27 protein-coding genes and 1 pseudogene are annotated in these 23,372 nt (G+C 57.6%); 16 read left to right on the top strand and 12 right to left on the bottom strand.

What is annotated here, in order from left to right; translation table 11 throughout:
• Position 1: 1 nt before the first annotated feature.
• The 3 genes and pseudogenes from SH661x_RS14260 to SH661x_RS14270 all read right to left on the bottom strand — a co-directional run.
• Positions 2-2,560 (bottom strand): annotated as a pseudogene (locus SH661x_RS14260) (DUF5724 domain-containing protein); the annotation flags it as partial.
• Between the two features lie 12 nt (positions 2,561-2,572).
• A complete protein-coding gene (locus tag SH661x_RS14265; RefSeq protein ID WP_437222591.1) occupies positions 2,573-3,247 on the bottom strand; it encodes a hypothetical protein in 675 nt (224 codons plus the stop codon).
• A gap of 1 nt (position 3,248) precedes the next feature.
• Positions 3,249-3,722: a hypothetical protein gene (locus tag SH661x_RS14270; protein WP_437222593.1), complete on the bottom strand. Its 474-nt coding sequence runs from the start codon at positions 3,720-3,722 to the stop codon at positions 3,249-3,251.
• Between the two features lie 16 nt (positions 3,723-3,738).
• Between SH661x_RS14270 and SH661x_RS14275 the strand changes: the two genes are divergently transcribed.
• Positions 3,739-5,175: a transposase gene (locus tag SH661x_RS14275; RefSeq protein ID WP_437222594.1), complete on the top strand. Its 1,437-nt coding sequence runs from the start codon at positions 3,739-3,741 to the stop codon at positions 5,173-5,175.
• A 432-nt stretch (positions 5,176-5,607) separates the two neighbouring features.
• Here the strand turns inward: SH661x_RS14275 and SH661x_RS14280 are convergent, their stop codons facing one another.
• On the bottom strand, positions 5,608-5,859 hold the full coding sequence (locus tag SH661x_RS14280) for an exodeoxyribonuclease VII small subunit (RefSeq protein ID WP_437222596.1): 252 nt from the start codon (positions 5,857-5,859) through the stop codon (positions 5,608-5,610).
• A complete protein-coding gene (locus SH661x_RS14285) occupies positions 5,852-6,991 on the bottom strand; it encodes an exodeoxyribonuclease VII large subunit (RefSeq protein ID WP_437222599.1) in 1,140 nt (379 codons plus the stop codon). The genes SH661x_RS14280 and SH661x_RS14285 overlap by 8 nt, the downstream gene beginning before the upstream one ends.
• Positions 6,992-6,995: 4 nt before the next feature.
• Between SH661x_RS14285 and SH661x_RS14290 the strand changes: the two genes are divergently transcribed.
• Positions 6,996-7,241, top strand: a complete 246-nt coding sequence (locus SH661x_RS14290; protein ID WP_437222601.1) for an alpha-ketoglutarate-dependent dioxygenase AlkB — start codon at positions 6,996-6,998, stop codon at positions 7,239-7,241.
• Positions 7,242-7,338: 97 nt separating this feature from the next.
• On the opposite strand, the gene SH661x_RS14295 is transcribed toward SH661x_RS14290, so the two are convergent.
• From SH661x_RS14295 to SH661x_RS14320, 6 genes are all read right to left on the bottom strand, one after another.
• Positions 7,339-7,605 (bottom strand): hypothetical protein, encoded by a 267-nt coding sequence (locus tag SH661x_RS14295; RefSeq protein ID WP_437222604.1) that lies wholly within the window; start codon positions 7,603-7,605, stop codon positions 7,339-7,341.
• Positions 7,602-8,138 carry a hypothetical protein gene (locus SH661x_RS14300; RefSeq protein WP_437222606.1) on the bottom strand — a complete coding sequence of 179 codons (537 nt, stop codon included), beginning with the start codon at positions 8,136-8,138 and terminating at the stop codon, positions 7,602-7,604. Before SH661x_RS14300 ends, SH661x_RS14295 begins: the two co-directional genes overlap by 4 nt.
• Before the next feature lie 66 nt (positions 8,139-8,204).
• Positions 8,205-8,762: an NADAR family protein gene (locus tag SH661x_RS14305; protein ID WP_437222609.1), complete on the bottom strand. Its 558-nt coding sequence runs from the start codon at positions 8,760-8,762 to the stop codon at positions 8,205-8,207.
• 2,370 nt (positions 8,763-11,132) lie between these two features.
• Positions 11,133-11,681: an RNA 2'-phosphotransferase gene (locus SH661x_RS14310; protein WP_437222612.1), complete on the bottom strand. Its 549-nt coding sequence runs from the start codon at positions 11,679-11,681 to the stop codon at positions 11,133-11,135.
• 111 nt (positions 11,682-11,792) lie between these two features.
• A complete protein-coding gene (locus SH661x_RS14315; RefSeq protein WP_437222614.1) occupies positions 11,793-13,190 on the bottom strand; it encodes a dihydrolipoyl dehydrogenase family protein in 1,398 nt (465 codons plus the stop codon).
• A 111-nt stretch (positions 13,191-13,301) separates the two neighbouring features.
• The gene (locus SH661x_RS14320; RefSeq protein WP_437222617.1) at positions 13,302-13,646 is read right to left on the bottom strand and encodes a hypothetical protein; all 345 of its coding nucleotides are present in this window, start codon (positions 13,644-13,646) and stop codon (positions 13,302-13,304) included.
• 739 nt (positions 13,647-14,385) lie between these two features.
• On the opposite strand from SH661x_RS14320, the gene SH661x_RS14325 reads away from it, so the two are divergent.
• The 11 genes from SH661x_RS14325 (at position 14,386) to SH661x_RS14375 (ending at position 20,663) form a co-directional block, all read left to right on the top strand.
• On the top strand, positions 14,386-14,685 hold the full coding sequence (locus SH661x_RS14325) for a hypothetical protein (RefSeq protein ID WP_437222619.1): 300 nt from the start codon (positions 14,386-14,388) through the stop codon (positions 14,683-14,685).
• A gap of 87 nt (positions 14,686-14,772) precedes the next feature.
• Complete coding sequence (locus tag SH661x_RS14330; RefSeq protein WP_437222621.1) at positions 14,773-14,967, top strand: hypothetical protein; 195 nt, start codon at positions 14,773-14,775, stop codon at positions 14,965-14,967.
• A gap of 16 nt (positions 14,968-14,983) precedes the next feature.
• Entirely contained in the window at positions 14,984-15,157 is a 174-nt protein-coding gene (locus SH661x_RS14335; protein ID WP_437222623.1) for a hypothetical protein, read from the top strand.
• Between the two features lie 46 nt (positions 15,158-15,203).
• On the top strand, positions 15,204-15,425 hold the full coding sequence (locus SH661x_RS14340) for a MoaD/ThiS family protein (RefSeq protein ID WP_437222625.1): 222 nt from the start codon (positions 15,204-15,206) through the stop codon (positions 15,423-15,425).
• Between the two features lie 72 nt (positions 15,426-15,497).
• A complete protein-coding gene (locus tag SH661x_RS14345; RefSeq protein ID WP_437222627.1) occupies positions 15,498-16,580 on the top strand; it encodes a hypothetical protein in 1,083 nt (360 codons plus the stop codon).
• A gap of 16 nt (positions 16,581-16,596) precedes the next feature.
• The gene (locus SH661x_RS14350; RefSeq protein WP_437222629.1) at positions 16,597-17,187 is read left to right on the top strand and encodes a hypothetical protein; all 591 of its coding nucleotides are present in this window, start codon (positions 16,597-16,599) and stop codon (positions 17,185-17,187) included.
• Complete coding sequence (locus SH661x_RS14355) at positions 17,177-17,833, top strand: ThiF family adenylyltransferase (RefSeq protein ID WP_437222632.1); 657 nt, start codon at positions 17,177-17,179, stop codon at positions 17,831-17,833. The genes SH661x_RS14350 and SH661x_RS14355 overlap by 11 nt, the downstream gene beginning before the upstream one ends.
• Positions 17,834-18,005: 172 nt before the next feature.
• Positions 18,006-18,374 (top strand): DUF1257 domain-containing protein, encoded by a 369-nt coding sequence (locus SH661x_RS14360; RefSeq protein ID WP_437222635.1) that lies wholly within the window; start codon positions 18,006-18,008, stop codon positions 18,372-18,374.
• The gene (locus SH661x_RS14365) at positions 18,371-18,586 is read left to right on the top strand and encodes a DUF2997 domain-containing protein (RefSeq protein WP_437222637.1); all 216 of its coding nucleotides are present in this window, start codon (positions 18,371-18,373) and stop codon (positions 18,584-18,586) included. The genes SH661x_RS14360 and SH661x_RS14365 overlap by 4 nt, the downstream gene beginning before the upstream one ends.
• 70 nt (positions 18,587-18,656) lie before the next feature.
• The gene (locus tag SH661x_RS14370) at positions 18,657-20,156 is read left to right on the top strand and encodes an AAA family ATPase (RefSeq protein ID WP_437222639.1); all 1,500 of its coding nucleotides are present in this window, start codon (positions 18,657-18,659) and stop codon (positions 20,154-20,156) included.
• Positions 20,157-20,351: 195 nt separating this feature from the next.
• Entirely contained in the window at positions 20,352-20,663 is a 312-nt protein-coding gene (locus SH661x_RS14375) for a hypothetical protein (protein WP_437222642.1), read from the top strand.
• 4 nt (positions 20,664-20,667) lie between these two features.
• Here the strand turns inward: SH661x_RS14375 and SH661x_RS14380 are convergent, their stop codons facing one another.
• The gene (locus SH661x_RS14380) at positions 20,668-20,889 is read right to left on the bottom strand and encodes a helix-turn-helix domain-containing protein (RefSeq protein ID WP_437222645.1); all 222 of its coding nucleotides are present in this window, start codon (positions 20,887-20,889) and stop codon (positions 20,668-20,670) included.
• Between the two features lie 180 nt (positions 20,890-21,069).
• Between SH661x_RS14380 and SH661x_RS14385 the strand changes: the two genes are divergently transcribed.
• The 3 genes from SH661x_RS14385 (at position 21,070) to SH661x_RS14395 (ending at position 23,287) form a co-directional block, all read left to right on the top strand.
• Positions 21,070-21,921 carry a hypothetical protein gene (locus SH661x_RS14385; RefSeq protein ID WP_437222648.1) on the top strand — a complete coding sequence of 284 codons (852 nt, stop codon included), beginning with the start codon at positions 21,070-21,072 and terminating at the stop codon, positions 21,919-21,921.
• Between the two features lie 173 nt (positions 21,922-22,094).
• Entirely contained in the window at positions 22,095-23,039 is a 945-nt protein-coding gene (locus SH661x_RS14390) for a hypothetical protein (protein WP_437222650.1), read from the top strand.
• Entirely contained in the window at positions 23,036-23,287 is a 252-nt protein-coding gene (locus tag SH661x_RS14395) for a hypothetical protein (protein WP_437222652.1), read from the top strand. Before SH661x_RS14390 ends, SH661x_RS14395 begins: the two co-directional genes overlap by 4 nt.
• Positions 23,288-23,372 lie beyond the last annotated feature (85 nt).

Below are 23,372 nucleotides of genomic sequence, written 5' to 3' on the forward strand. Positions count from 1 at the left end.
CCAGAAACCAGTAAATCCCTTCAGACAGGCCCGGCCAGCGAAAATATTCTTCGAGATGCTTGACCCACTGCGGGGCCAGGAACGCCAGTTGAATCAGACGTTCTTCCGGGAACTCCCTGGCCTTGACCGCTGCTTTCATCGCCTCACGGAACTGCTCCGGAGATTCATCTTCCGCCGGATAGGTGACAGAAGCCAAGTGTGTCAGCACTTCCGAGAAATGCCCCTGACGGTCATACGCGTGCGCAACTTTGAATCCTGTCTTTCCCAGTGTCGCCAGGATCCGACGCAAAGTGTCGATTCCGTTGAGCGAAGCGATATCCAGGGCGGCCCGCGTCGCCATCGTCGGAGTATCTCCCCGCATCAACTCGATTTCCAGAATCTTCGCGATAGCGCGATTCAGCAGTTCGCGGACTTCAGGAGACTCCTGAAGAAACTCTAAGTCACGTTTTTCCAGACGACGACTGGTCAAACTGTTCAGCAACCAGAACTGGCGATGATGGGAATCCGGCTCTCGCGGACCAAGGAGTGCGTCCCCCACATCCGCCAGATGTGCCAATTGCGCACGGTAAGCCTGAAAGAGGATTGCGTCACTGGAACGATTTCGCATCGCTCCAGGATGTGGACGATCATGCCAGCACGCAAATTTCCAGACTCGCTGCAGCTGCGTCGGCTCCAACTCCTGAAGAGAGCATTCAGACAGGAGCAGACGCCACCAGTGAGACACCGGCGATTGTTTTCGCCAGTCCTCGAGATCGTCGACGCTTCCAATAGAGCGAGAATAGATCTTTTTCCCGGTTGGTCGAGCGTGATCGGGATGCAATGCCTGCAGGTCTGCAGGAGCGATTTTCGAGGCGAGCGTTTCCACACAGTCCATCAGATAATCGACTGTCCCACGGGGAGGTTCGATCACGAGCGTCCACTCCAGCAATCGACTCACCAGACCGGGATAGCGAAGCTTCGGAATTTTGAATCGAACCAGATCCCCGATCCGCTTTCGTTCAGCAGAACCTTCCAGCCAGGACTTGGCGGATGAGTACGCAAAACGCTCGGCGAATTCGACAGCGTATTTCGCTCTTAAGAGTTCCAATCCATCCTTGTCTCGCAACTTCGCCGGACGGTTCTTGACCCAGTCCTCCCGCACCTGACGAAGCGGGAGTTCGCGAAGTCCAGGACGAGTTCTTCCAACAAAGGGGAACCCCCAGGTCACCGTTCCCAGCAGCACGGTGTTCTTGTGAATCGTGATGGGGGTCTCCCGATGAGAATGAATGAGCTCATCCAATCCCAGCAACGATTTTTCCGCAGCCTCCGTCCAGAAGGCGACTTTCCTTTCCTTCGGCGGTTGACCGGGCGAGAGCTGTGAGGGGTCGAACAACCCCAGTCCGTTTTCCAGGGAGAGTCCTGCGGTCGAAGATGTCTTTGCCTGAATGGAATCGAGGTGGATCTCTTCTTCCTTGGTGATCTTCTTACGTCCCTCCCGATAACTCGCGGCACGGGATAAGCATTCGTCGACAGAACGTTCCTGTTCCTTGATTCCTCGCACCAGTTCCAGACCTGCCAGACGTTGGGGAACTGACTTGGAGCTCAACAGTCGATCGGCACTGGCGAGAGCCGCTTCGTCCGGCAAATTGACGAGCAGGTGAATCACACCACTCCGGAGATCAGCCGCTTGACGTGTGAGCAATCCTTCGAGCTGCTCAGACTCCTCGCTGGTGAGCGTGATCTTCTCCAACGCTTGGAGCGCTGCCCGGCGGACGTCGGAGGAGGAATCCCCCGCCAGCCGAATCACCATTTCCCGGACGTCCAGATGCCAGTTCGGATTGTCTGCGAAACACGCAAGAACTCGAACTCGCGCCCAGGGATTCAGCATGGGCAAATAGGAGACGAGACGGGAAAAGGGACGGTCTTGCAGCGATGCCACCAAGAGATTGGCCACCTGCGAACGATCAACTTTCACCTGTGACCAGGGCCAGACCAGCGGAGGGAGAACCTCCGGCTTGGCTGGAAGCCGCGAGATCAACCGTTCGAAACGTTCGAACTGGTCGTCACTTGCATCGTCGGCTTCGCCGATGGCAGTCGCTGCCAGGTAAGCGATGCGCAGGTCCTCATCGTCCATAACCCGCCGTAAGGGAGAGGTCGTCAACTGGGGCAACTGGAGGTGGCGTAAGTGCACGACCGCGACATGCCGCAGTTCCACCTGTTTTGAAAGCAGCAACTTCGTGGCGGGAGCAATCGAATCGGTCGCATCGAAGATCGACATCGCCCAGAGTGCGAGATAAGCCGCTTCGGGATCTGAACCGGCAGCGGCTTTCTTGCGGGCCGATTCATCAGCGAGGAACAGGCTGACCTGCCGGATCGTCTGATTGATGAGCCTTGTATTCTCGGAATCCCAGGCATACCCCAGCCACACATTGAGTGCACGCGTGATGGCACTGAAGCGGGCCAGATCCTGTTCCAGAATGACCTTGAGGAGACGTTGAAATGCTTCCGGGTGAGCCAGATCGACCGTTTCCAGAATGACCTGACGCAGTCCTTCCTGACGTTGCGCCGCGAGCAGCAGTCTTTCGACAAACTCTCAGCCTTCCGGTCTGTCGGCAGCCAGCAATCCTCCCACAACGTGCCGCCCGAGACTGCCATACTCATGTTCATTGCGACCGCATTGCAGCAAGATCTCGAAGACTTCATCCGCTTCGCGTCCGCCGGAGTTGATCACTGCCGCCAACAATGGGACGACCTGTGATTCCAGTGAATACCATCGAATTCTGGCATAAGGCGCCCAGACAGCGCACCAGGCAGGTGTGAGAATTTCCTGCTGATAGCCCTCTGCAAACCTCAAGAATTCCCGCAATAAATAGTATTGTTGTGCTAATGCCACTTCGGGAACTTGTGGCGCCCGATACCCTTTCCGTTCATAGCATCCTTGAAAGGGGGCTGACTGTTGCCATACGAATGTCTTGTCGAGTGCGGAAGCCAGCTTCGGAAACGGGATGGACAGAATCCGTGATCGGTCCTTGGCAGCTAGGGCGAGAAGCTCCCGGAACGATTCCTCACGGTCCTCCTGATCCTCCGTCAATTTTTGTCCCTGCTCATCGAGAGCATAGAGTCCGCAGGCAATTTTTCGGAGCTTCTTCGGGAGCTTGAGATACTGCGGAAGGAATCTCGTGGGAGCCCCGCTTCCGACCCCTTCCTCAGAAGACTCTTCCACTTTCCATTGACTGAGAATCTTGTCGGCGGCTTCCTGGCTGAGCACATTAACCTCCCGCAAGCAGAGTGAGTCGTAAGAAGGTGATTCGGCTGTCTTCCAAAATCGGAACCTGCCGATCGAGTTCCTTGTATTCCACTTCGTCGATGACCACGAGAAACAACCCATCCTCAAATGCCTGGAGAGCAGAGCCGATGGCAGCTTCTTCATTGACCGGCTGTAGGCCGACTTCACTCTCACCCAGCGTAATCCGGCCTGTTTCCGCGGCGTCTGCAATCTGCCGGGACGTCAGGACCTTGAGCCCCTGACGGTCTTCCTGCCGTCGGCGAAATGCCTGCACCTGCTCACGGACGATTCGGGTGATGATGTCCCGGAGCGTCACTCCCCCCTCGCCACGCCACTCTGGAGGGAGCGGTATCGACCAGTCCGCGAACAGCGGTTTGCGTTGCCCTAGCAGCGCGTTGAATTTCCTTTCTTCGCTTGACAGGTCTGGTAGATTGCCGGTGGTTCGGATTTCAGGCATTCAGGGAGGGTGGTCCATGGCGTTGGGGAAGCGGGAGGAGTCGCAGCAGCAGGAGTTCTGGACTCCGACAGCGAATCTCTCCAGAGGACCGGGGCATGTCTTTTATGACAAGCTCAATCAGGTGCTGGCCAAGGCGGGATTCGACAAGGTTCTCGAGGACCTCTGCTCCCCGTATTATGCCAGCACAGGTCGCATGTCGATCCCTCCGGGCGTGTACTTCCGCATGCTGCTGGTCGGGTACTTTGAAGGGATCGACTCCCAGCGTGGCATCGCTTGGCGGTGCGAAGATTCTCTCTCGCTGCGAAGGTTCCTGGGCATTCCGATGGGGAAAGAGACCCCGGACCACAGCAGCCTGACACGCATTCGTGATCGACTCCCGCTGGAGATTCACCAGCAGGTGTTCCAGCTGGTGCTCAGCATCATCGATGAACACGGCCTGATGAAACTCAAAGCGACCGGTGTGGACTCCACGTTGCTGGAGGCCAACGCCGCCATGAAAACAATCGTGAGAAAGGACTCGGGAGAAGACTGGAAGGAATTCCTCAAACGCCTGATGCAGGAGGAAGGGCTGATCGAAGAGGGAGAGACCCCCAGCGACGATGACCTGCGGAAGTTCGACAAGGCCCGGCATCAGCAGGGGAAGAAGAAGGTCTCCAATACCGACTGGGAATCCTCGTCAGACCCCGATTCCCGCATCGTGAAGATGAAGGATGGCTGCACTCATCTGGGCTATAAGGCCGAACATGTGATCGACCTGGAGAGCGAGTTCATCCTCTCCGCCACGGTGTGTCATGGAACAGCAAGTGATGCCAGTACGTTCATCGAAAGCGTGGTGAATGCCCAGCAGAACGTGATTCTCGCTGGCAGTCCGGAAGAGATTGAAGAGGTTGCTGCCGACCAGGGGTATCACAAGAACGAGACGATCACGCAGGCCACGCAGCTGGGACTGCGAACGTACATCCCGGAACCGAACTCACAATACAATCGGACGTGGACGGACAAACCAGTGGAAGTGCAACAGGCAGTGCTCAACAACCGTCAACGGATGAGTCGATCCAAGGGAAAGGACCTGCAGCGTCAACGCAGCGAGAAGGTCGAACGCAGCTTCGCCCATGTGTGTGAAACCGGCGGAGCAAGGCGAACGTGGCTGCGAGGATTGGAGAAGATCAACAAGCGTTACCTGATCGTGGCTGCAGCCAGAAACCTGGGCCTGCTCATGCTCAAAGCGTTCGGAATTGGCAAACCCAGAGGTCTGCAAGGCGGAATCCGGGCCATTCTGGCACTCTGGGGAACCTGCACGCTGCTCTGGGCCGCTCTGAGAAACCGCCTGCGATCGCTCCAGGCAAGGACAGCTCATCCGATGGCGTTCCGAGACATCAACTGGCAATTGACCCCACAGCGACCACGTACACCCCGGAAACTCCAAATCATGCCAACTTCAACGGGCTGCTAATCCCTTCCCGCGAATCAGCATGTTGGCATCCTCCCGAATGGAGCCCGGATGGCGGGTGATGATAGCAAAAGCTCCAGCTGATGTCCTGATGTGGACAACAGTATTCATGCTTTCTCAATGTCATCACCGGCATGCTGGTGTTCCGCTTTACCGTTCATCAAAAACCTGAAGCAGCATGTCGGGTGTGATCGAGGATTCTTCTCGAACAGAGTTGCAAAGGGTCGATCACGTCAACTCCAGCGAAACATCAAGAATTCAAGACGGAGCATGATTGAACAACAGCGAAACGGACCTCAAACAATTGAGGACAGCGTTCTATAATTAGAAATCACCCCATTCGCGTTGCCCGAAGGAACGGCAGGGTTGTGCTCACCGGAATTCATCCAATCGCGAAGTGCGGTCCTGCTTGATGGCTGAACACTCCGATTCTGTTTAATCGCGGTCTGCACTTGCAGCCGAATCGAGTTGTTCCTTCTGCCGGTCCATTTCCAAGAACACCTTCTGCAGCTCGGCCTTGGTCGATTTCAGCGTCGCCTGCATCGACATGATCAGCTCGGCCGCTTCCTTCGCCTCAGAGGACAACTGATCCATCGGCGTCTCAGAGCGGTCCAGCCGGTTCAAAATTTCATCCAGCCGCTGCTCCTTCTCTTCGTAGGTCATGGCGGTCAGTTCTTGTTCAGTCATCGGAACGGCTTTCCACGTTTGTAATCCGGCTGGTCACGGTTCCATCGTGGACCTGCGTCAAAATTTCCTCACCGAAAGCCAATTGGCTCGTACTGCGAATCACCTGCCCATCCGTGGTGCGGCTGATGGTGTAGCCCTTTTTCAACAGCTGTTCCGGACGCATGGCCTCCAGCCGTCTTTGCTTTTCCAGCAGCCGAGTGTCTGCCACTTCCCGCCGGGCGTCAAAGTTCCGGAACTGCACGCGTGCACGGACCTTTCGGAGCCCCGTTTCCAACTGCTCGAACAACAGGATCACCTTCATCAGCGAACGAACCCGCCATCGTAAATTCTCCGATGTCCGCAACACGCAGTTCTGATAGGCCACGGGGACTCTCAGCCGAGTGCTGACCAGCCCCTCTTCCGTCTTTTGGATCTGGCGAGCCGATGCCGTCTGAAGTCGGAACCTGCTGTGATCGAGTCGACTGGACTTCTGGTCTGTCTGGAGTCGAATCGAGGCACGCACGCGCTCAACCCGCCGCTGAAGACGCTCCTGGATCCAGGTGATCTGCTTGCGGACACCTTCCCGAAGTCCCCATTGAGCACGCGCGAGAACTTTTTGCGAATCCACCCATCGCTGCTCCACATTCATCTGGATCGACTGTTCCGCACCGTCCAGCTTCTCCACAGCTCGTTCCAGGGAACTCCGGGTTCGTTCCCGCAGGGTCGCTACCGAACGCTCAAACCGTCCCTCATGCCGGGCGGCCTGCTCCGTCAGCACGGTCTCCAGGTGACTGACGTACCGTCCGAACCGTTCTGCCTGGATTTGCAGCTGCTTTCGGGTTCCCTGGGATAATCCGTTTTCCCGAAGCTTGAGTTCTCTTTCGGCGAGATCTCGCCGTCGATCGACCGTTTCAGTGAGCCTCTCGCTCGCCAGCTGCAGTCGGTCATCGACTTGTCGAACTCGACTCAGCAGCGCCTCCGCGACCGCTGTCGGTGTCTTGTGGCTGGTATGAGCGATGTGATCGAGCACACACAGATTGATTTCGTGGCCGATCCCCACCCAGACCGGGTATTTGCAGTTTGCCACGGCCAGAGCGAGCCGTTCATCATCCATCCCGGCCAGATCAAGAGGAGATCCCCCACCTCGGATCACGCAGATGCACGCCGACGACGAACCGGAGATGGACAACGTCATCGGATCATTGTCCCTGGGAGCGACCCGGACATTTCGAATCAAACACAACAAGTCGAGGGAGACGAGGAGCTTCCAGGTTGGCAACGGCACTCTCATCATCATGGCCGGGACGATGCAGCAGTTCTGGAAGCACGAAGTCCCGAAGACCAGGGAGAACATCGGCGAGCGCATCAACCTGACATTCAGGCACATCAACAATGCGCAGTAACTACCCGTACCCCGCCCCTTGTTCTGGTACTTCACTTCAGTTCGGTCAAGTCTTCAGAAGTGGTAGGCGACTCGATGTTGAAGGCCAATGACATGGATCACAGCAACGAAGTCATCTGGTCGGTTGGGGCCGTCTTTCTCCTCTCATAAAGAGCGTGCCACGCTGGGAACGCGGTCGTTCCGCCAGCCAGCCCTACAGTTCCACAATGAGTATTGAGGCAAGACAATCCCTCCACCTGAAACCAGTGCTCGGGGGATGCCGCCAAATAGGCATACTTCACTGTTTTCAAACGCACCGAGGAAAAATCTCTGGAGCATTCGTTGAAGAATTTGCGGTCGTCGAAGCTCTGTGGATCAATACTCACCACCTCGTCTCCTTCTCCAAATCAATTCCCCATTCCTCCAGGACAAAATCTGGAACGACTCGAAAGCATCCTCGACCATCGGCCCATTTGAGGATTTCGGGACGTTTGGCGACTTCAGTGCAAAGCCGGGAAGGGTGTGGTTGAATGCCGACTCGGCCCAGATCGAGTCGGTCGGCGTCCCAGCAGGTTTGGATGGTGATGTCGGGATGTGTCCGCTCGTGAGTGTGCCCTTCGCAGGCTCGGGAAAGAAGTGAGAACAGGTAGTCACCCAGATCAAGGACGTTCCCTCTTAGTTCCCTCGCAAAGATTGCCGCTCGAGGACCGTGATCAGGATCATGCACTTCATTGATGCGACGGGAGTCGTGCAGGACTGCGAAAAGCGACACGACAGTCACATCAGCTCCAGTTTCTTCAGCGAGTCGCAAACCGTTGTCCAGCACCCGTGCCCAGTGGGAGACACCGTGATCGCCATTCAGAGGGAGATGGTAGTCTTGCAGAACGGCATTCAAGACGGGTGTCAAATCGATTTTCATCTGATTCCCTGAATCGATGTGCAATTTCGGTGCGAATTCTGTTGATGGAGAGTGACTCGAAGTCTTTCAGGCATTCACTCGATTTCTCATTTCGTCTCGCACATTCATCAGTGCAAATCCGAGCCAGTTCTCGCCCAACCAGGTCTCAGGATCCATCGATCGCTCATCTTCTGCTTTGAGACCGATCCCCCAGATACGATCATTTGGGCTGGCCTCGACCAGAATTGTTTCACCTGTATTAACCAGAAATTGTCCAAGATCGTTGTTCTGACTGAATTTCGCCAAATTGCCAGTCATCACAAGGTCTCTGGCATTTTCCTGCCAAACCAACTGTTGAAAATTGCTGACCGTCCGTCCGAGTTCTTTGGCGATTTTCGGATCAGAGGACTCAACAATCCGATTTGCTGTATCCGTGTCATCGAAAAGTCGGGCCTTTGAGGCCATCATCCAGTGTTCAGCGGTGGGATAAAGGATCTCACCAATCTCAAATGGAGAGGGATACCATTGGCTGAAGCAGGATTTCGTGACCTTGCCGTCTTTTCTGGACTGATGTCCCCAGAAATACAGGTAGTCAAAGGACTTACCTGTGCGACAACGTTCCCGGAGGTGTTCCAGAGTCAACATGTTCCCCTTTCCAGTGAGCCTTGCTTTGTGGTGGCATCGTGTTCCTGATGCCTGTTTCACAAGCGTGATGTGCCGACCACCGCCAAGGACGGACTGCATACTGATTATTATTCAGTCCAGATTGCGGCTTCCTTTGCTCGAACATTCTTCAATGATCTAACAGCGGCTGGCGATCCGAATGACCCGCTCGATTGGAGTCCCATTCAGGGTATGGACCAGATCATATGCGGTGTCCGGCAGATCGCCCAACCAGCTGCTGCCAAGACACCCGGAACACTTTCACAGGAAGGTGTCTCAGCCAATCCCTCCTCGAATCTACCGAAGTTTCATTGAAGGGGACTTGTTTAAAAGGAGATCCCTTCGAGAGGTATGCACGGTTAGTAACGCCTGATACGTCGGCTTACGTCAACTTCGGGCAAATTGCGGCCAAGAATCTCAATGAGGCCGATCCGGACCGCTCTGACGATGAGCGATTGAGGTGGGAGTGGGAGATCACAGGCCTGGAACGGACCTCCATATGTTCTGAGGTCAGCTCCGGGGGTGTCACTGATGATTCGTGGCCGGGTATAACTATGGTAACAATATTCTCGCCCCGTGATCATGAACCAATGCTCATAGAGTGTACGATCTGAATACACGCCAGTCCTGCCGCACTTGTCGCAGTCAGCATTCGACCGTCGCCCAGTTCCATTGCAAGTCCAGCAATTCTTACGTTCCGACCTCGCGACCCGCCCATCGACGAGGTTGTCCTGGTTTGCCTCGATCCACAAGTCCTTCAGGGGATAGAGCCCCGTCAAAGGAATTACCTTCTGAAGTCGATTTGCGAATCGCAGTAACTCTGCCAGGGCAACTTCAGCAGAGTCATGCCGTTCGAAGTACAGTCCCCAAATCTCTTCAGGGGTTCTGCCGTCCGGGAGTTCTCGCAGCTGATCTTTGAAGTAGACAGGAATCAGTGTTGGCCCGTCGAAAATGTATTTGTGAGCTGAGCCGTCTGTTTGATATCCAAGCTGTCGCCAGTAATCAGCAGGGGCAACTCTTCTTTGGTAATCGAGACCGTCTCGATGTTTACAATTCACCCATCTTACGGCGTCCTCGATCAAGTGCCTCGGCACAGTCGGGTGAGCCTCAACGAGCCGCTCGATTTCGACTTGGATCCCCGCTTTGCGAAGTTTCCTCTGTCGGAAGAGACACTCAATTTCGTTGCGAGGAAAGTTATCGGAATTGAAAACAGCATCCACGCGGCTCCGCAGGTATAGACATTCGAGGCAGTTTCTTCCGGTTCGATCCGGTTGCGGTAAAAAGCGAAGGATGTGCCGGTCTGTCCATCCCTCTTCCTTTAGTTGCTTTTTGTTCAAATAATCGGTGCGATTGAACGATTGCGTGTTGTGTCTCTCGTCTTTCGACAAAACAAAAAGCGGGCTACTCATCTTAAACGCCTTGCTAGTAAGAGAATGATCGCTGGCGATCGGAAGAGTGAGACTGTGAAGGTTAATGACCTCCTAACCTTCTCATGGGCAGCGGCCAGACAAACTCGTAGTTTCAAGACACTGAGAAGCTGTATGTGTAGACGCATCTTAGGCAGGCCATCTTGGATCGAGATCGGTAAAGGCACTCAGCAGACTGAGCATCCAAAGTTTGAGGCATCCTCAAACTTGGCAGGAAATTATCCCGCTTGGATGGACGGAGGTAAGTATCCCAGGATTACGCTCACGGATAATTCCAGTGAGCAATCGTATCCGCTCCTGATCAGCGGACGCCGAACCCCTGGATTTGGCGATTGAGGGAATAAGTTTTTGCTAATTGCATAGTCGAAGAACTGGCTGACAGGATGGAATCATGCAAGAGGCGATTGTGGTCGTCAAGGCATTCTCGACGCCCGCTCGGCTGAATTTCAGGGAAACCCCCCCTCGGCAAGCTGCAAGATTTCGCGAAGGTAAACCAAGAGACCCTGAGAGCGACATAGTAGACTCGCAACGACAGTACTTAGAATAGGTGACGTTTGTACTGACCTCAGACAGTTACGCCGTCAATCTGACGATCTTCTGGTATTCTGCCCGGGTGTCCGCTCATTTCGAGACGACCCATCCGCTCAAACACCGCAATGTCATTGAACGCTTCTTCTGTCGAATGAAACGGTGCCGGAGAGTGGCTACCCGTTACGAGAAGAAAGCCTGCAATCATGCAGGCTTTCTCTGGCTCGCCGTACTCGTCACCAGATCATTTTGAATGTCCATACTATCTAGCCTGCTCGAGTGTGATCGATCGTTGTCGGGCCGCAACGAGATCAAGTGAAGGCGGGAGATGCACGCTCGTTCGAGGAGTCAGAAGCTCACCGTGACTCTTGAAGGAAACTTTGTAATGACCAGAATTTCAGCGCTCCAGACTTTTGATGAACTGTCTGGGAACATGATATGTCAGCCAGACACCGTTCTGTGACAAGTAGAATTCGTTCCCAGCAGCGTACATTTCCGCAGCAGCAATGGTGAGGATCACCGGCTCGCCACGTCGTTTACCAACGGATTCGGCAGTCCGAAGATCCGCCGACAGATGGACATGCTGTCGGGATCCGGGTATCAGTCCCCGCTCCAGAATCAGGGGAAGGAATTTTCTGACAGTGCCATGATAAAGCAATTCTGGCGGCACCTGTGACTCCAGCGCAAGATCGACGTTCAGCGAATGGCCCTGATTGGCGCGAATGCGTTGACCATCCTCGCTGATGACGAACCGCTGCTTATCGTTTTCATGCACAACTTGCCATAACAGTTCGAGATCCAGGTGCTTGCCCCTTTGATTGGCTGCGCGAATCAATGTTTTGATGTCAGCCCATCCGTGGCGATCAAGTTCCAGGCCAATAAGCTCGGGATTGTGGCGGAGGATCAGACTCAGAAATTTGCTTGTGGACAGAATTGATTGAGACATCTGATTCAATCTACCGAATCCGCTGTCAATGCGCCAATCTCCATGGATCCTTACGGGCCAGAACAGCGATGGGGACGCGGCCGTCAGCGCTCACCTGGTCCTGTATCCAATCTACAGCACTCGCAGGTATTCCGCCGTCATCGTCGGGTAAGCCAGCAACATCGATTTCAATTGGGCAGATGTCGTGTGAGAGTGAATCGCCAGAGCGAACAGATTGATGACCTCTTCGGCATGCGGTCCAAGAATGTGAGCACCAAGAATGCGGTCTGATCGGCGATCCACAATGACCTTGCAGGCCGCAGCAGGGCTGCACAGCTTGCGAACTTCTCCCTTGGTGGAAAGATCCTGAAACCGGACGTCCAATTCGAATCCCTGATTCCGAGCATCTGCTTCGGAAAGCCCGACCGCAGCCAGTGGAGGGACGCTGAACACGACCTGGGGAACAGGGCCGTATTTCACTTTCTGCAATCGGTTGTTGTGCTCGCTGCTAGACGTCTTGTCAGAGGTCAATGATCGACTACGGAGTAGATTCGAAGCGGCCACTCGCGCTGATGCCTCGGCCGTCGTTGTCAATTTCGGAACTCCCGTGTCTGCACAGTCTCCGGCAGCAAAAACAGTCGGGTTGGTGGTGCTTTGCAGAAACTCATTGACCGCGATGCCCTGTTTTCCAACGGCGATGTCGCCTGCTGGCAGGTTCAAGCCATTCAGATTCGGCACCCGCCCGCCCCCGTGAACGACCATGTCCGTGCTTACCGTTCTTTCGCCTGCAGGCGACTTCAACATCACCTGAAGCTGACCACCTTTCCGTTCGATGGATTTCGCTTCTGAGTTCGTGAGCACCTCGATGCTGGCGTCTTGTGAGCATTTCACCAGCAGTTCCACCAGATCGGGATCAAACGATTTCAGGGGGAGAGGATGCCGGTCGACAATCGTGGCTGCGGCTCCAGCTCGCGCAGCGGCATGAGCGAACTCGAACGAGATGTACCCGCCACCCAGAAACAGCACGCGATCCGGCAAGGTTCGTCGTTCCATGAACTCATCGCTCGTGACAACGAACTCTTCACCGGGGATTTGAAGAGGAACCGGATTGGCACCCACCCCAATGAAAATGAAGTCGGCCTGCAGCAGGTCTTCCCCAACTCGAATCACCCGTTCGCTCTCAAACTGCGCAAGTCCGTGAAACGTGGCGATTTTCCGCTTCCGCAGCTTGTCTTCAGTCTGCTCTCGGACCGGAGCTGTGAATTCATGCTGAAACCTGACGAGATCCGACCACTCGATCCGGATCTGGTTCCCCCGTGCTAACCGGCCCAGGGCCTGCTGCATCTGACCGACGAGTGCTGCGGCGTTCGAAAAGACTTTCTTGGGATTGCATCCGCGCAGGGCGCAGGTTCCCCCGAATTCACGCGATTCCACAACCGCGACGTCCCATCCCTCTTTGGCACAGGTCGTCGCCACGGTTGAGGCAGCAGGACCGGTTCCCAGGCAGATCAAACCAAACTTGCGAGGCACATCAAATTCCAAAACGCGAGCTCACCCGACAGGCGGATGTTTGTCAAAGTCAGTCAGAGTTTCAGCGACAGCAGGACAGCGATCACCCTTGTGACGCTGATTCCGCTGCCGTTATGTCTTGCGTTTGGCTTTCTTCTTCTTAGGAGACGCGGCTTTGGGTGAACCCTTCTTCTTGCTGGCTTTGGCGGTCTTGGCTTTCTTCGCAGGTGACTTGGAGGATTTCTTAGCAAATGTTGTCTTCAGCGACTTCTTCGCTCCCGAGGTGAGCTTTTTGACCACACCCGATTCGGCGATTCGGTCGGCATTCGAACCAGCCAGCCCACCGACAACGGCTCCCACTGCGGCGCTGACCGGGCCCAGGAGTGCACCGGCGGCCGCTCCTGCAGCGGCTCCTCCCATCATCTGCAATCCAGCTTTGGCATCAGCGTTTGTCGTCTTTGCTTTCTTCTTCGCCATCGACTGCTCCTTGTCATTGATCCTGATGCGACTGTTTCAACATCTCTGCTCAATTCAATCGATTTTTGACAGTTGTCAACGGACAAATGGGCAGGAATGCTGGCTTTGGGCGTCTCGACGCGTTCAGTACCGATACGCTCCCCTTTGAGGACCTCGACGCGAATCAGCCGGTTCCACGAACCCCGCGGTGACGCTCTCGAACGCCACGTCGAGATGTGATCCATATAGCGGAGCCTGTGCGAAGATCAGTTTGGAGTTGGGGTTTGCTTCCTTAACCGACGAAAGTCAGCCTTCAGGACGTTCGGTGCGGTCATGGTGACGCGCTGGACCCATAAAAAAAGAGACTGCCGAATACGGGCCAGTCTCGGCAGTCTCCCCGCGCGGCACGAGGCCGCAGCGACGATCATCATCAATCGCGAGCTCGAAGAATGCAATCCCGCGAGCATCCATCATCGTCTGTCTCTCCTCACTCCTGACTCGACTCCGACAGCGAGAATGACCATCCACAAGTTCTGAAGCCGGACCAGAACCTCTCATCAAGCAACGACCGACTCGGCGTTTTGATCCCTCTCTCCAGGTCACCCTTCACTAAATATCATCCGATTTTGCGTCATAATCAGTGACCCCCGTGGCTTAGCTTTCCGCGTTCGCAAAACCCGTGCTTTTCGAGCGATTTTTCCGGACCAAGTGGCTTCCTTGGGGATTTTCGACACCCATCCCTCACTTTCAGGAGACCCTCATGATCGCGTTGCCGACACCTTCCTCTGCCGCCACAACCCGGTTTCCTGGCGGCCAGTTGGTCAGTACTCCCGCTGCGCTGGAAGTCCTGACTTCCACCGACATCCAGACGGCGCTGACTCGCCATTTTCAGGGGGATTGGGGTGACTGCGGGCCTGAGGATGCTGCCGCCAATGATCAGGCGCTGCAGTCTACCGAGCGACTCTTCTCGGTTTATCACTCCGCGGCGGGCGTCCGCTTCTGGGTGATCACCGAAGCGGACCGCTCGGTGACAACCGTGTTACTCCCCGACGATTACTGATTCGCAGTTGCTGAACAGAACCTGACTTTTCGACGACTCCCCAACCGGGGAGTTTTTTCATGTCCCTCACTCCAGGAGATTCCAATCATGAACCAGCGTGAACTCAATCGTGCCATCGCCCGCATCACCGGAGAACGCCTCGCCACCATCTCCCACATGGGATTTGTGACGTTGTCCTCCGCACCGGATCCCGAGGCCCACTATCTCGACTGGGATGAGGTCGATGCCCAGCGCAATGTAGCGCTGTTCCGGCAACGGCGTGCCTCTCCCATTCTCTCTTAACGGAAGCCAGCCCCTGATGGGTGCCCGACACAAGCTGAATGCCGCAGCCGTGCACGCGATCCTGCTGATCGCCGGCACGGTGGCGTACCTCGTGCGGTCCTGGATCGTGTTCTGGATCCTGGCCTCCGCCCTGCTGGCCAGTGCCCTGCATTCCGGCCAGATCCGACCGGACCGCAAACGCCGCCGCTGAGACCAGTGGCGGTGTTTGTTTTCATTCTTCAGAAAGAGATTTCCCCATGCGCATTCTCCTGATCAACAACGATGGCGGCGGGTTCGCCGACCACATCGAGATTCCTGCAGGACAGACCATTTCCCAACTGTTCTCCGACCGACTTCCTCACGCCCAACCACGTGACTACCTGATCCGGATCAACCGGCAACCTGCTGCCCAGGGCCAGGTCCTGCAGCCGGGTGACCGCGTCTCCCTGACCCCCGTCAAGATTGAGGGGGCCACCTGACCTGGTTCGATATCCCCGTTCCCCGGCCCCTGGCAGTACTGCCAGGGGCCTTTTTACTGAGGAGACTCCCGCATGCACCAGGATCAACTCCGGCTCCTGAGCCGGACCGCCGGTCGACTGCGACACCATTACCACTCCCGCTGTGCCCCACCTCCGCTTCCATTCCTCCCCCTGGATCTCTGGCAGGAACTCACCAGGTCGATCCGGCGACGGCAGCTGGCTCACCGGAACGGACTGTTGCAAGCCCAGCAGCTCCTGCGAGAGCGGTCCAACCGCCAGCTGGAAGAACTCTCGGACCGGATTCGGCTGAGCCTCCGGGCTGAGGCAGAGCAGGGGACCGCTCCTCCGCTGCCGTCACTCCGCAGCCTTTTTGAGGAACTTCAGCACCTCCATGAAGAATTTGAATCGGTCTCGATCCAGCTCCGGGAAGGGCTGATCACCGTCCAGACGGCAGCGATCGTGCTGGAGGGGATCGACCTGGGCCGGTTTGACATTCGGCTGAAGATCGCTGACCTGGGACGAACCCGGCCTTACGAGGTCATTGCCCTGGATCCACATCCCGCCGGGTGCAGCAGCGAGACGACGCATCCGCATGTCAGCGGCAACGTTCTCTGCGAAGGGGAAGGACAGGTCCCCCTGCGGACGGCGTTCGCTCAGGGGCGGCTCTGCGATGCATTCCTGATCATTCACGGGATCCTGAACACCTATAACCCCTCCTCTGCCTATATCGCGCTCAGCGAATGGGACGGTGTCCCTTGTCACGACTGTGACGACAACACCGGGGAGGAGGATGCGTACTCCTGTGGTCGCTGTGAGGTGACTCTCTGCTCCCGCTGTGCCAAAAGCTGTGAGAACTGCAGCGTCGACCTGTGCAGCGAGTGCGAAGCCAGCTGCGAGGCATGCGGACAGCCATTCTGTTCCCGCTGTCTGAGCGACTGCCCGGACTGCGATCAACCGTTTTGTGCTTCCTGTCTGAACGAAGGACTTTGTGATGCGTGTCTTGAGGAACAAAACTCCGTCCAGCGCTCGCTGGAAGAGGATGATGAAGAGGATCATTGCCAGGAGGCTGCTGCGACGACCTCGTCGGAAACGCTGTCAGGCTCCAGCGCTGCGCCTGACACACACCGCCTGGTCGAAGCTCCGGCACCTGCGTGACCGGGGACCGACCGAAGTGGGCGGGTTCGGGATCTCCGATCCCGAGGACCTGTTCCGGGTAAGGGATGTGCAGCTGATCCGGCAACACTGCACCGCCATCACCGTCAAGTTCGATGATGTCGCTGTCGCCGACTTCTTTGATGAACAGGTCGACCAGGGACTGCGGCCTGAGCAGTTCGGCCGAATCTGGATTCACACGCATCCGGGTGAGTGTCCGCTCCCCAGCGCGGTGGATGAGGAGACGTTCGAGCGGTGCTTTGGAGCCTGTGACTGGGGGGTGATGTTCATCCTCGCCCGGAACGAGGCCACGTTCGCTGAACTCCGGCAGCGGAACGGGGGACTGCGGATTCCGATGCAGGTCCAGGTGGAGTCGCCTGGACCGATCCCGAATGGATGCATTCAGGTCTGGGATGCGGAGTATGACCAGCAGGTGATCTTTCAGGAGCCGTGCCTGGAGGAATCCTGGCTGGATGACCTGTTCGATGTCCGGGAAGGGTGGCCCCTGGACGATGCGTCCGACCCTGCCTGGCTGTTTGAGGCACGGACGTTTGCGGATCGACACGGGAACCGGCAACGCAGGTTGCCAGGAGGGGATCTTGAATACTGACCGATGGGTGAGACAGCAGGAACTGGTTCCGCGGCAGCAACTGGAGGGGCTGACCGCGACGGTGATCGGCGTGGGAGCGATCGGCAGACAGCTGGCCATCCAGCTGGCGGCAATCGGGGTCCCGCAGATCCAGCTCGTCGACTTTGACAGCGTGGAGATGCAGAACATCACGACGCAGGGATATTTCCAGGCGGATGTCGGGAGTACCAAGGTCGATGCGACCTCGCAGATCCTCTGGCAGATCGATCCGGCGTTGCAGGTGGTTCCAGTCGCGGACCGGTTTCGTCCTGGCTTGGAGCTCGGGTCCGCCGTGTTCTGCTGTGTCGATTCGATCCGGACCCGTGCCGCGATCTGGCGAGCGGTGCAGGATCGCTCCGCATTCTGGTGCGATGGACGGATGCTGGGGGAAGTGCTGCGAGTTCTGACCGCCTGCGATCCGGAGACCCGCCGTGCGTACGGCAACACTCTGTTCGCTCCTGCGGAAGCGCAGACCGGCAGTTGCACGTCCCGGAGCACGATCTACTGCGCGGGGATCGCGGCGGGACTGATGGTCCATCAGTTCACCCGCTGGCTCCGCAGGATTCCGGTCGACCGCGATCTCTCGCTGAACCTGCTGGCCTCCGAACTGATCGCCGGCGAGTCGTGATGAGTTCCAGGCCGCTCTCCTTCAGCCGGGGGTTTTAGGGCGTTGCCTTGATGACCTTCCTCACGCCGCCTCGCGAGTTCCGTTTCCGAACGGGCTCGCGAGGCGGATTCGTTTGGGGGACCGATGTCGGTCCTCCCAGTCTCTCGATTTTATTCCCTCAGGAGATCCCTGCGTGTCACACATCGTTACGATTCAGGTGGAGATTCGCGATCCGATCGCGATCCAGGCCGCCTGCCAGCGTCTCCACCTGCCCGAGCCCACTTCAGGTCAGTTCCAAATGTTCACTGCGACCGCTGCCGGCTGGGGAGTCCAGCTCCCCGGCTGGCGGTATCCGGTGGTCTGCGACATCGAGCAGCGCCAATTGCACTTTGACAACTACGGCGGCCGCTGGGGTGAGCCACTCCAACTCGACCGGTTCCTCCAGGCCTATGCCGTCGAGAAGTCGATGCAGGAAGCCCGGCGAGCAGGGCACAGCGTTCAGGAACTGCTCCTCCCGGACGGCACGATCCAGCTGACCCTCGAGGTCGGAGGTGCCGCATGACCCAGATCCGGATTCTGATTTCGAAGACGGGCCAGATTCAGCTGCAGACGCGGGGGTTCTCCGGAGAGAGCTGCCGGGCCGCCAGCTGGGAGCTCGAACAGGCCCTGGGCCTTCCGCTCCAGGAACAGCTGACCGGGGAGTTTTATCAGTCGATGGGCAGCCAGGAGCAGATGGCTCTCCAGCACGGGGAAAGCCCGGAGCCGGGGTTCTGAACGAGCGGACCGTCCGCTCCCCTGTTCTTTGTTTTTTGACGACACGTTCCCACCCCACTCAGGAGTGACCATGACCCTTGCCCAGACCTTGAATGAATATCTGCGGGCCTGCTTCACCGGCATCTGGATCGTCTCCCATGAACATCAGGATGCCCTGCAGACGATTGCGGAACTCTGCCGGGAGCAGGACTGGCAACTGGCCCACTGGAACCTCGAATCGGGCCTGAGCGGTTCCGGTTCAGACCCGCTCTCCGCATCCCCCGCCCATCCGGTTGATCCCCTCTCCGCCATTCGTTCGCTGAACGCACTGGCCACTCCGGAAGGAACAGCGATCCTGGTGCTGGAGAACTTTCATCGGTTTCTGCAATCCGCAGAGATCGTGCAGGCCCTGGCCCAGCAGATCCTGGCTGGCAAACAGAACCGGACGATGCTGATCATCCTCTCACCCCTCCTGCAGATTCCTGCGGAGCTGCAGAAGCTGTTCATCGTGCTGGAGCACGAACTCCCTGATCGACGACAGCTCCTGGAGATCGCTCAGGCGATCGGAACCGATCCGGGAGATCTGCCGGAAGGAGCCGAGCTGGAACTGATTCTGGATGCCGCTTCGGGGCTGACCCGCTATGAAGCGGAAGGAGCGTACAGCCTCTCACTCGTTCGCCACGGACGCATCACCCCCGAAGCGCTCTGGGAACTGAAGACCCAAACCCTAAAAAAAGGAGGGCTGCTGACTCTGCATCAGGGAGAGGAAGACTTTACCAGCCTGGGAGGACTGGCAGCACTCAAGGCATTTACCAAGCGGTCTCTGCTCCCCTCGGCAGGGAGGCAGAGTGTGGCCCGTGCCCGGGGAGTGCTGCTGCTCTCCCCTCCCGGATGCGGGAAGAGTGCGTTCTGTAAGGCATTGGGCAAAGAAGTCGGTCGGCCGGTGCTGATGCTGGAGATCGGACAGCTGATGGGCTCTCTGGTCGGTCAGACGGAGGAGCGGACTCGGCAGGCCTTGCGGATGATCGATGCGATGGCCCCTTGCATTCTGATGATCGAGGAGCTGGAGAAAGCGTTCGCCGGTGTCGGCAGTTCGGGGAACGCGGACAGCGGAGTCTCCGCCCGGATGTTCGGAGCGTTTTTGGTTTGGCTCAATGATCATGACTCCGATGTCTACGTGGTCTGCACCTCCAACGATGTCACCCGCCTCCCTCCCGAGTTCGCCCGGGCGGAACGGTTTGATGGGGTGTTCTTCCTGGATCTGCCCAATTCGCAGGAGCGACAGGCGATCTGGGGGCTGTTCCTCCGGCAGTATGCCCTGGATCCCGCACAGCCGGTTCCCAACGACACTCACTGGACCGGGGCGGAGATCCGCGCCTGCTGCCGGCTGGCAGCGCTGCTGGAGCTACCGCTCCTGGAGGCGGCCGAGCACATCGTGCCGGTCGCCGTGACCGCGCACGAACGGGTGCAGAACCTGAGGAGCTGGGCGGCAGGGCGTTGCCTCTCCGCGAATACCCCCGGGATCTACCAGCGTCCTGCTCCCAAGACCAGATCCTCCCGCCGCAATGTCCGCCGGGAGGATCTGAACTAGACCAGTTTGGTCTATCATGTGCAGGCGATCCAGGATTTTCACCGCATGAAAGTCCCTATTATCGCCTGCGGAACGTAATAGATTATTTGCAAAACCAGCTTTAGACCTGCGTCGTTTTTTCATCTGTCGCGTTTCGTCACGCGATGAATGACATGACACCAAAATTTTCAGGATCCCCCACAGAAGGAGGTTGATGTGCTCACTGCCCGACACCTCGCACTCCTGCGAGCCGCATTGCAATATTTTGAAGAGGAGTTCGGCCCGCACGGAATCGAGGCGATGGCGGAGTCTCTGGAGGAGCCGTTCCGTGATGAACTGTCGGCCCGGGAACTCCGGCCGTTGCGGGGATGGCTCAGTGAGTGCGAACTCCGATACGCCCTCTGCGACCTGGCGGGGGAGCGCTGGCTCTCGGGGCACCTGTTCCGGGAGCCGCCGACTCTCGATCAGGCCATCAACGCCAAGCACGGCAGAATCGTTACCGTGCTGGTGGGGCCATCCCGGGACTGAAGAATCACAGTCCCTGCATCAGCTCCGAGATCGTCAGGCCCAGTGTTTGCGCGATCGTCTCGATGTTGCGGAGGGCGAGGTTCCGTTCGCCCCGCTCGATGCCGCCGATATAGGTGCGATCCAGACCACACGCTGCGGCAAATTGTTCCTGGGAGTACTGCTGCTCCTTTCGCAAGGTGCGGACCCGCAGTCCAAATCTCACCAGAATGTCCGCTCGCTGGGCCATTCGGGTATTTGACTGTTGACTATCGGTATCGTTCTACGGACGATGAGTATCATTTCGCGGGCCAGCTGAGCGGGATTGCCTCCCCCTGCAGCCCGTGCTCCGGAGCTGCTCCCAGACCTGCCGGGATTGTTCCGGGGGACTGCTGATCTCCATCACCCTTCTGATCGAAAGAGGTTTTCCATGAGTGAAGAACATGAAGAACATACTGAGTCAGCGGCTGCCCACCCCTGGCGCTCGCCCCGCACCTGGCCCTGGAGTCAGATCTTTATCCTGTTTTTCGCTATCGGCCTGTGTTTCAGTGGACTGAATTTAGTCCTGAAACTGTTCGGCTCGGGTGTTCCCGAGTCCGTTCAGGGGCGTGTCGGGCTGTCCCAGCTCGGCGCTCTGCTGGGATGGCTGATTGCCCTGGCCCGCGCGCCACGGAACCCGCAACAGGCAGCACCGCTCGTCCCTTGGTTGAGGACCATCAACCTGAGCCTGTTCGGGGTGTACTTCTTGCTGATCCTGCTCGCGTCGCTGATCCCTGCCATCCATGCCGGGAGGAGCGCGGCGCGCATAACCGACGAGACCAGCCCCTCTCCAGCGCCCCAAGAATGGCGGAGGGTCCAATCCAGGAGTGGACTGCATACCGTGGTCCTCCCCCGCAACTGGCAACCGGTGGTGGGGAGTGATGGGGATGTCTGGGAAATTCTCCAGGTTCGGAATTCACAAGACGTCTGGTGTTGCTTCAGTTCCGAATCCAGGGCCGACTTCACATTCGATTCGATTGAGGATTATGCGGAACTCGTCCAGTCCCAGCTCAGCCAAGAACTGCAGGAGTTTCATGTGCTGAAGAAGTCGATCTCCCTGGTTCCCGGCTCTCACAGTGTCGAATATGAAGCAGCTGCCGTCATTGAGAAAGTCAGGCTGATTTTCCTGATGCGGTTTGTGGAAACGCCCGAGCACTTTCTGCAATTGCGCATCTGGGGTTCTCCGACCGCCGTTCAGAAGCACGAGGCCGAGCTGCGGATGATTCTCAGTGGGGGCCCTTGAGTCCGGAAGCCCTTCAGAAGCATTCGTGGCGACGGAACGGGGACCCGCGACCCGCATCCGGAATGAGCTTCCAGTCAGGGGCGGTCGACACAGACGAAAGGGCAACCAGCTGGGGCTAACGACTTAGCCCGGCAGCGATCATCACATCCATCACCTCAGAACAGGAGCAACTCATGATGACTCACGTCAATCCTTCCGGAACCGCTCGCGGCTCTCCCCCCGCGGAGCGGATCCGGGCCACCATGGCTGCCGTGCGGCTCTCATTCACATGGCTGGGTGTGCGGAAAACGCTCACCCGCGCACAGAAGGCGCAGGCCGCCGAAGCGTTCGGTGCCGAACAGAAGTATCTTTCCGCCGGCAAAAAGCTGCTCGATACTTCTCATCCCGCATTCAAAGCAGTCACCGCGATCAAAGGGCGAACCATCGCCTACTGGAAGGGGATGTCGCTCCCTTACCCGGAGCCCGGCATCCGCTTGATCCGCCAGTGCTCGATCCAGGCGTTTGACTCCCGGATGCTGGAGTTCAAATCCGAACTGCAGACCGCCGTGGAACAGCTGCAGTCACGGTTTGCGGAATTGCGTCAGCGAGCCCAGGAGCGGCTGGGGGACTTGTACGCCCTCTCGGACTATCCCAGCGAACTGCTCGGCCAGTTCCTGATCGAGCATGATTTTCCATCGGTCGAACCACCGGACTACCTGCAGCAGCTGAATCCGGAACTGTACGCGCAGGAGTGCCGCCGGATGCAGTCACGGTTCGAGGAGGCGGCCCGGTTGGCGGAAGAGGCGTTCCTGACGGAGTTCAGTGAGCTCGTGTCGCATCTGTGTGAACGTCTCAGCGGCGATGAGGATGGTAAGCCCAAGGTGTTCCGCGATGCGGCGGTGGTCAATCTGCAGGCGTTCTTCGGAAGATTTCGGGAGCTGAATGTCGGTTCGAGTGAAGAACTGGAGCAGCTGGTCCTGCAGGCCCAGCGGGTGGTTGGGCGAGTCAGTCCCCACGCTGTCCGGTCGAAGGACGCTGTCCGCACCCGGATGGCGACCCAGCTCTCCGGCGTCCAGTCGGTCCTGGATGGCCTGCTGGTCGATCGTCCCCGTCGCCGGATCCTGAGGGGGCAGGCATGAACCTGTTCATCTCTTCCCAGGGGACGATCCGGGGACTGTATGCCGAGAGCTTCGACCTGCATGCACTGGGGAGACTCTCCATCCGCCGGGCCTCACATGTGGAACCGACGGTGGAGGGGGAGTGGAAGGTGGATCTCTCCCCCGTCGATGGCCCTCTCCTGGGACCTTATCGATCCCGTTCCCAGGCGCTCGCTGCGGAGACCTGCTGGATCGAACAACATGCCCTCTCCGGCCTCCGGCACAGTTAGGCTGTATCGACCTGAGCAGTCCCTGGCCTCCCGGGGTCCCCAGCGGATCCAGGGAGGCCAGGACTCTTGTGCTTCCCTGAATCCG

This window comes from Planctomicrobium stercoris, from assembly GCF_051465655.1.
GTDB lineage: Bacteria > Planctomycetota > Planctomycetia > Planctomycetales > Planctomycetaceae > Planctomicrobium.

What these genes read in the sequence shown, in the direction of transcription:
- SH661x_RS14385 (WP_437222648.1), top strand. Translation starts at nt 21,070, where the DNA reads ATGAGTGAAGAACATGAAGAACATACTGAGTCAGCGGCTGCCCACCCC.
- SH661x_RS14345 (WP_437222627.1), top strand. Translation starts at nt 15,498, where the DNA reads ATGCACCAGGATCAACTCCGGCTCCTGAGCCGGACCGCCGGTCGACTG.
- SH661x_RS14390 (WP_437222650.1), top strand. Translation starts at nt 22,095, where the DNA reads ATGATGACTCACGTCAATCCTTCCGGAACCGCTCGCGGCTCTCCCCCC.
- SH661x_RS14300 (WP_437222606.1), bottom strand. Translation starts at nt 8,138, where the DNA reads ATGAAAATCGATTTGACACCCGTCTTGAATGCCGTTCTGCAAGACTAC.
- SH661x_RS14340 (WP_437222625.1), top strand. Translation starts at nt 15,204, where the DNA reads ATGCGCATTCTCCTGATCAACAACGATGGCGGCGGGTTCGCCGACCAC.
- SH661x_RS14365 (WP_437222637.1), top strand. Translation starts at nt 18,371, where the DNA reads ATGACCCAGATCCGGATTCTGATTTCGAAGACGGGCCAGATTCAGCTG.
- SH661x_RS14380 (WP_437222645.1), bottom strand. Translation starts at nt 20,889, where the DNA reads ATGGCCCAGCGAGCGGACATTCTGGTGAGATTTGGACTGCGGGTCCGC.
- SH661x_RS14280 (WP_437222596.1), bottom strand. Translation starts at nt 5,859, where the DNA reads ATGACTGAACAAGAACTGACCGCCATGACCTACGAAGAGAAGGAGCAG.
- SH661x_RS14370 (WP_437222639.1), top strand. Translation starts at nt 18,657, where the DNA reads ATGACCCTTGCCCAGACCTTGAATGAATATCTGCGGGCCTGCTTCACC.
- SH661x_RS14395 (WP_437222652.1), top strand. Translation starts at nt 23,036, where the DNA reads ATGAACCTGTTCATCTCTTCCCAGGGGACGATCCGGGGACTGTATGCC.
- SH661x_RS14275 (WP_437222594.1), top strand. Translation starts at nt 3,739, where the DNA reads ATGGCGTTGGGGAAGCGGGAGGAGTCGCAGCAGCAGGAGTTCTGGACT.
- SH661x_RS14310 (WP_437222612.1), bottom strand. Translation starts at nt 11,681, where the DNA reads ATGTCTCAATCAATTCTGTCCACAAGCAAATTTCTGAGTCTGATCCTC.
- SH661x_RS14335 (WP_437222623.1), top strand. Translation starts at nt 14,984, where the DNA reads ATGGGTGCCCGACACAAGCTGAATGCCGCAGCCGTGCACGCGATCCTG.
- SH661x_RS14320 (WP_437222617.1), bottom strand. Translation starts at nt 13,646, where the DNA reads ATGGCGAAGAAGAAAGCAAAGACGACAAACGCTGATGCCAAAGCTGGA.
- SH661x_RS14270 (WP_437222593.1), bottom strand. Translation starts at nt 3,722, where the DNA reads ATGCCTGAAATCCGAACCACCGGCAATCTACCAGACCTGTCAAGCGAA.
- SH661x_RS14325 (WP_437222619.1), top strand. Translation starts at nt 14,386, where the DNA reads ATGATCGCGTTGCCGACACCTTCCTCTGCCGCCACAACCCGGTTTCCT.
- SH661x_RS14290 (WP_437222601.1), top strand. Translation starts at nt 6,996, where the DNA reads ATGCACGCCGACGACGAACCGGAGATGGACAACGTCATCGGATCATTG.
- SH661x_RS14305 (WP_437222609.1), bottom strand. Translation starts at nt 8,762, where the DNA reads ATGTTGACTCTGGAACACCTCCGGGAACGTTGTCGCACAGGTAAGTCC.
- SH661x_RS14330 (WP_437222621.1), top strand. Translation starts at nt 14,773, where the DNA reads ATGAACCAGCGTGAACTCAATCGTGCCATCGCCCGCATCACCGGAGAA.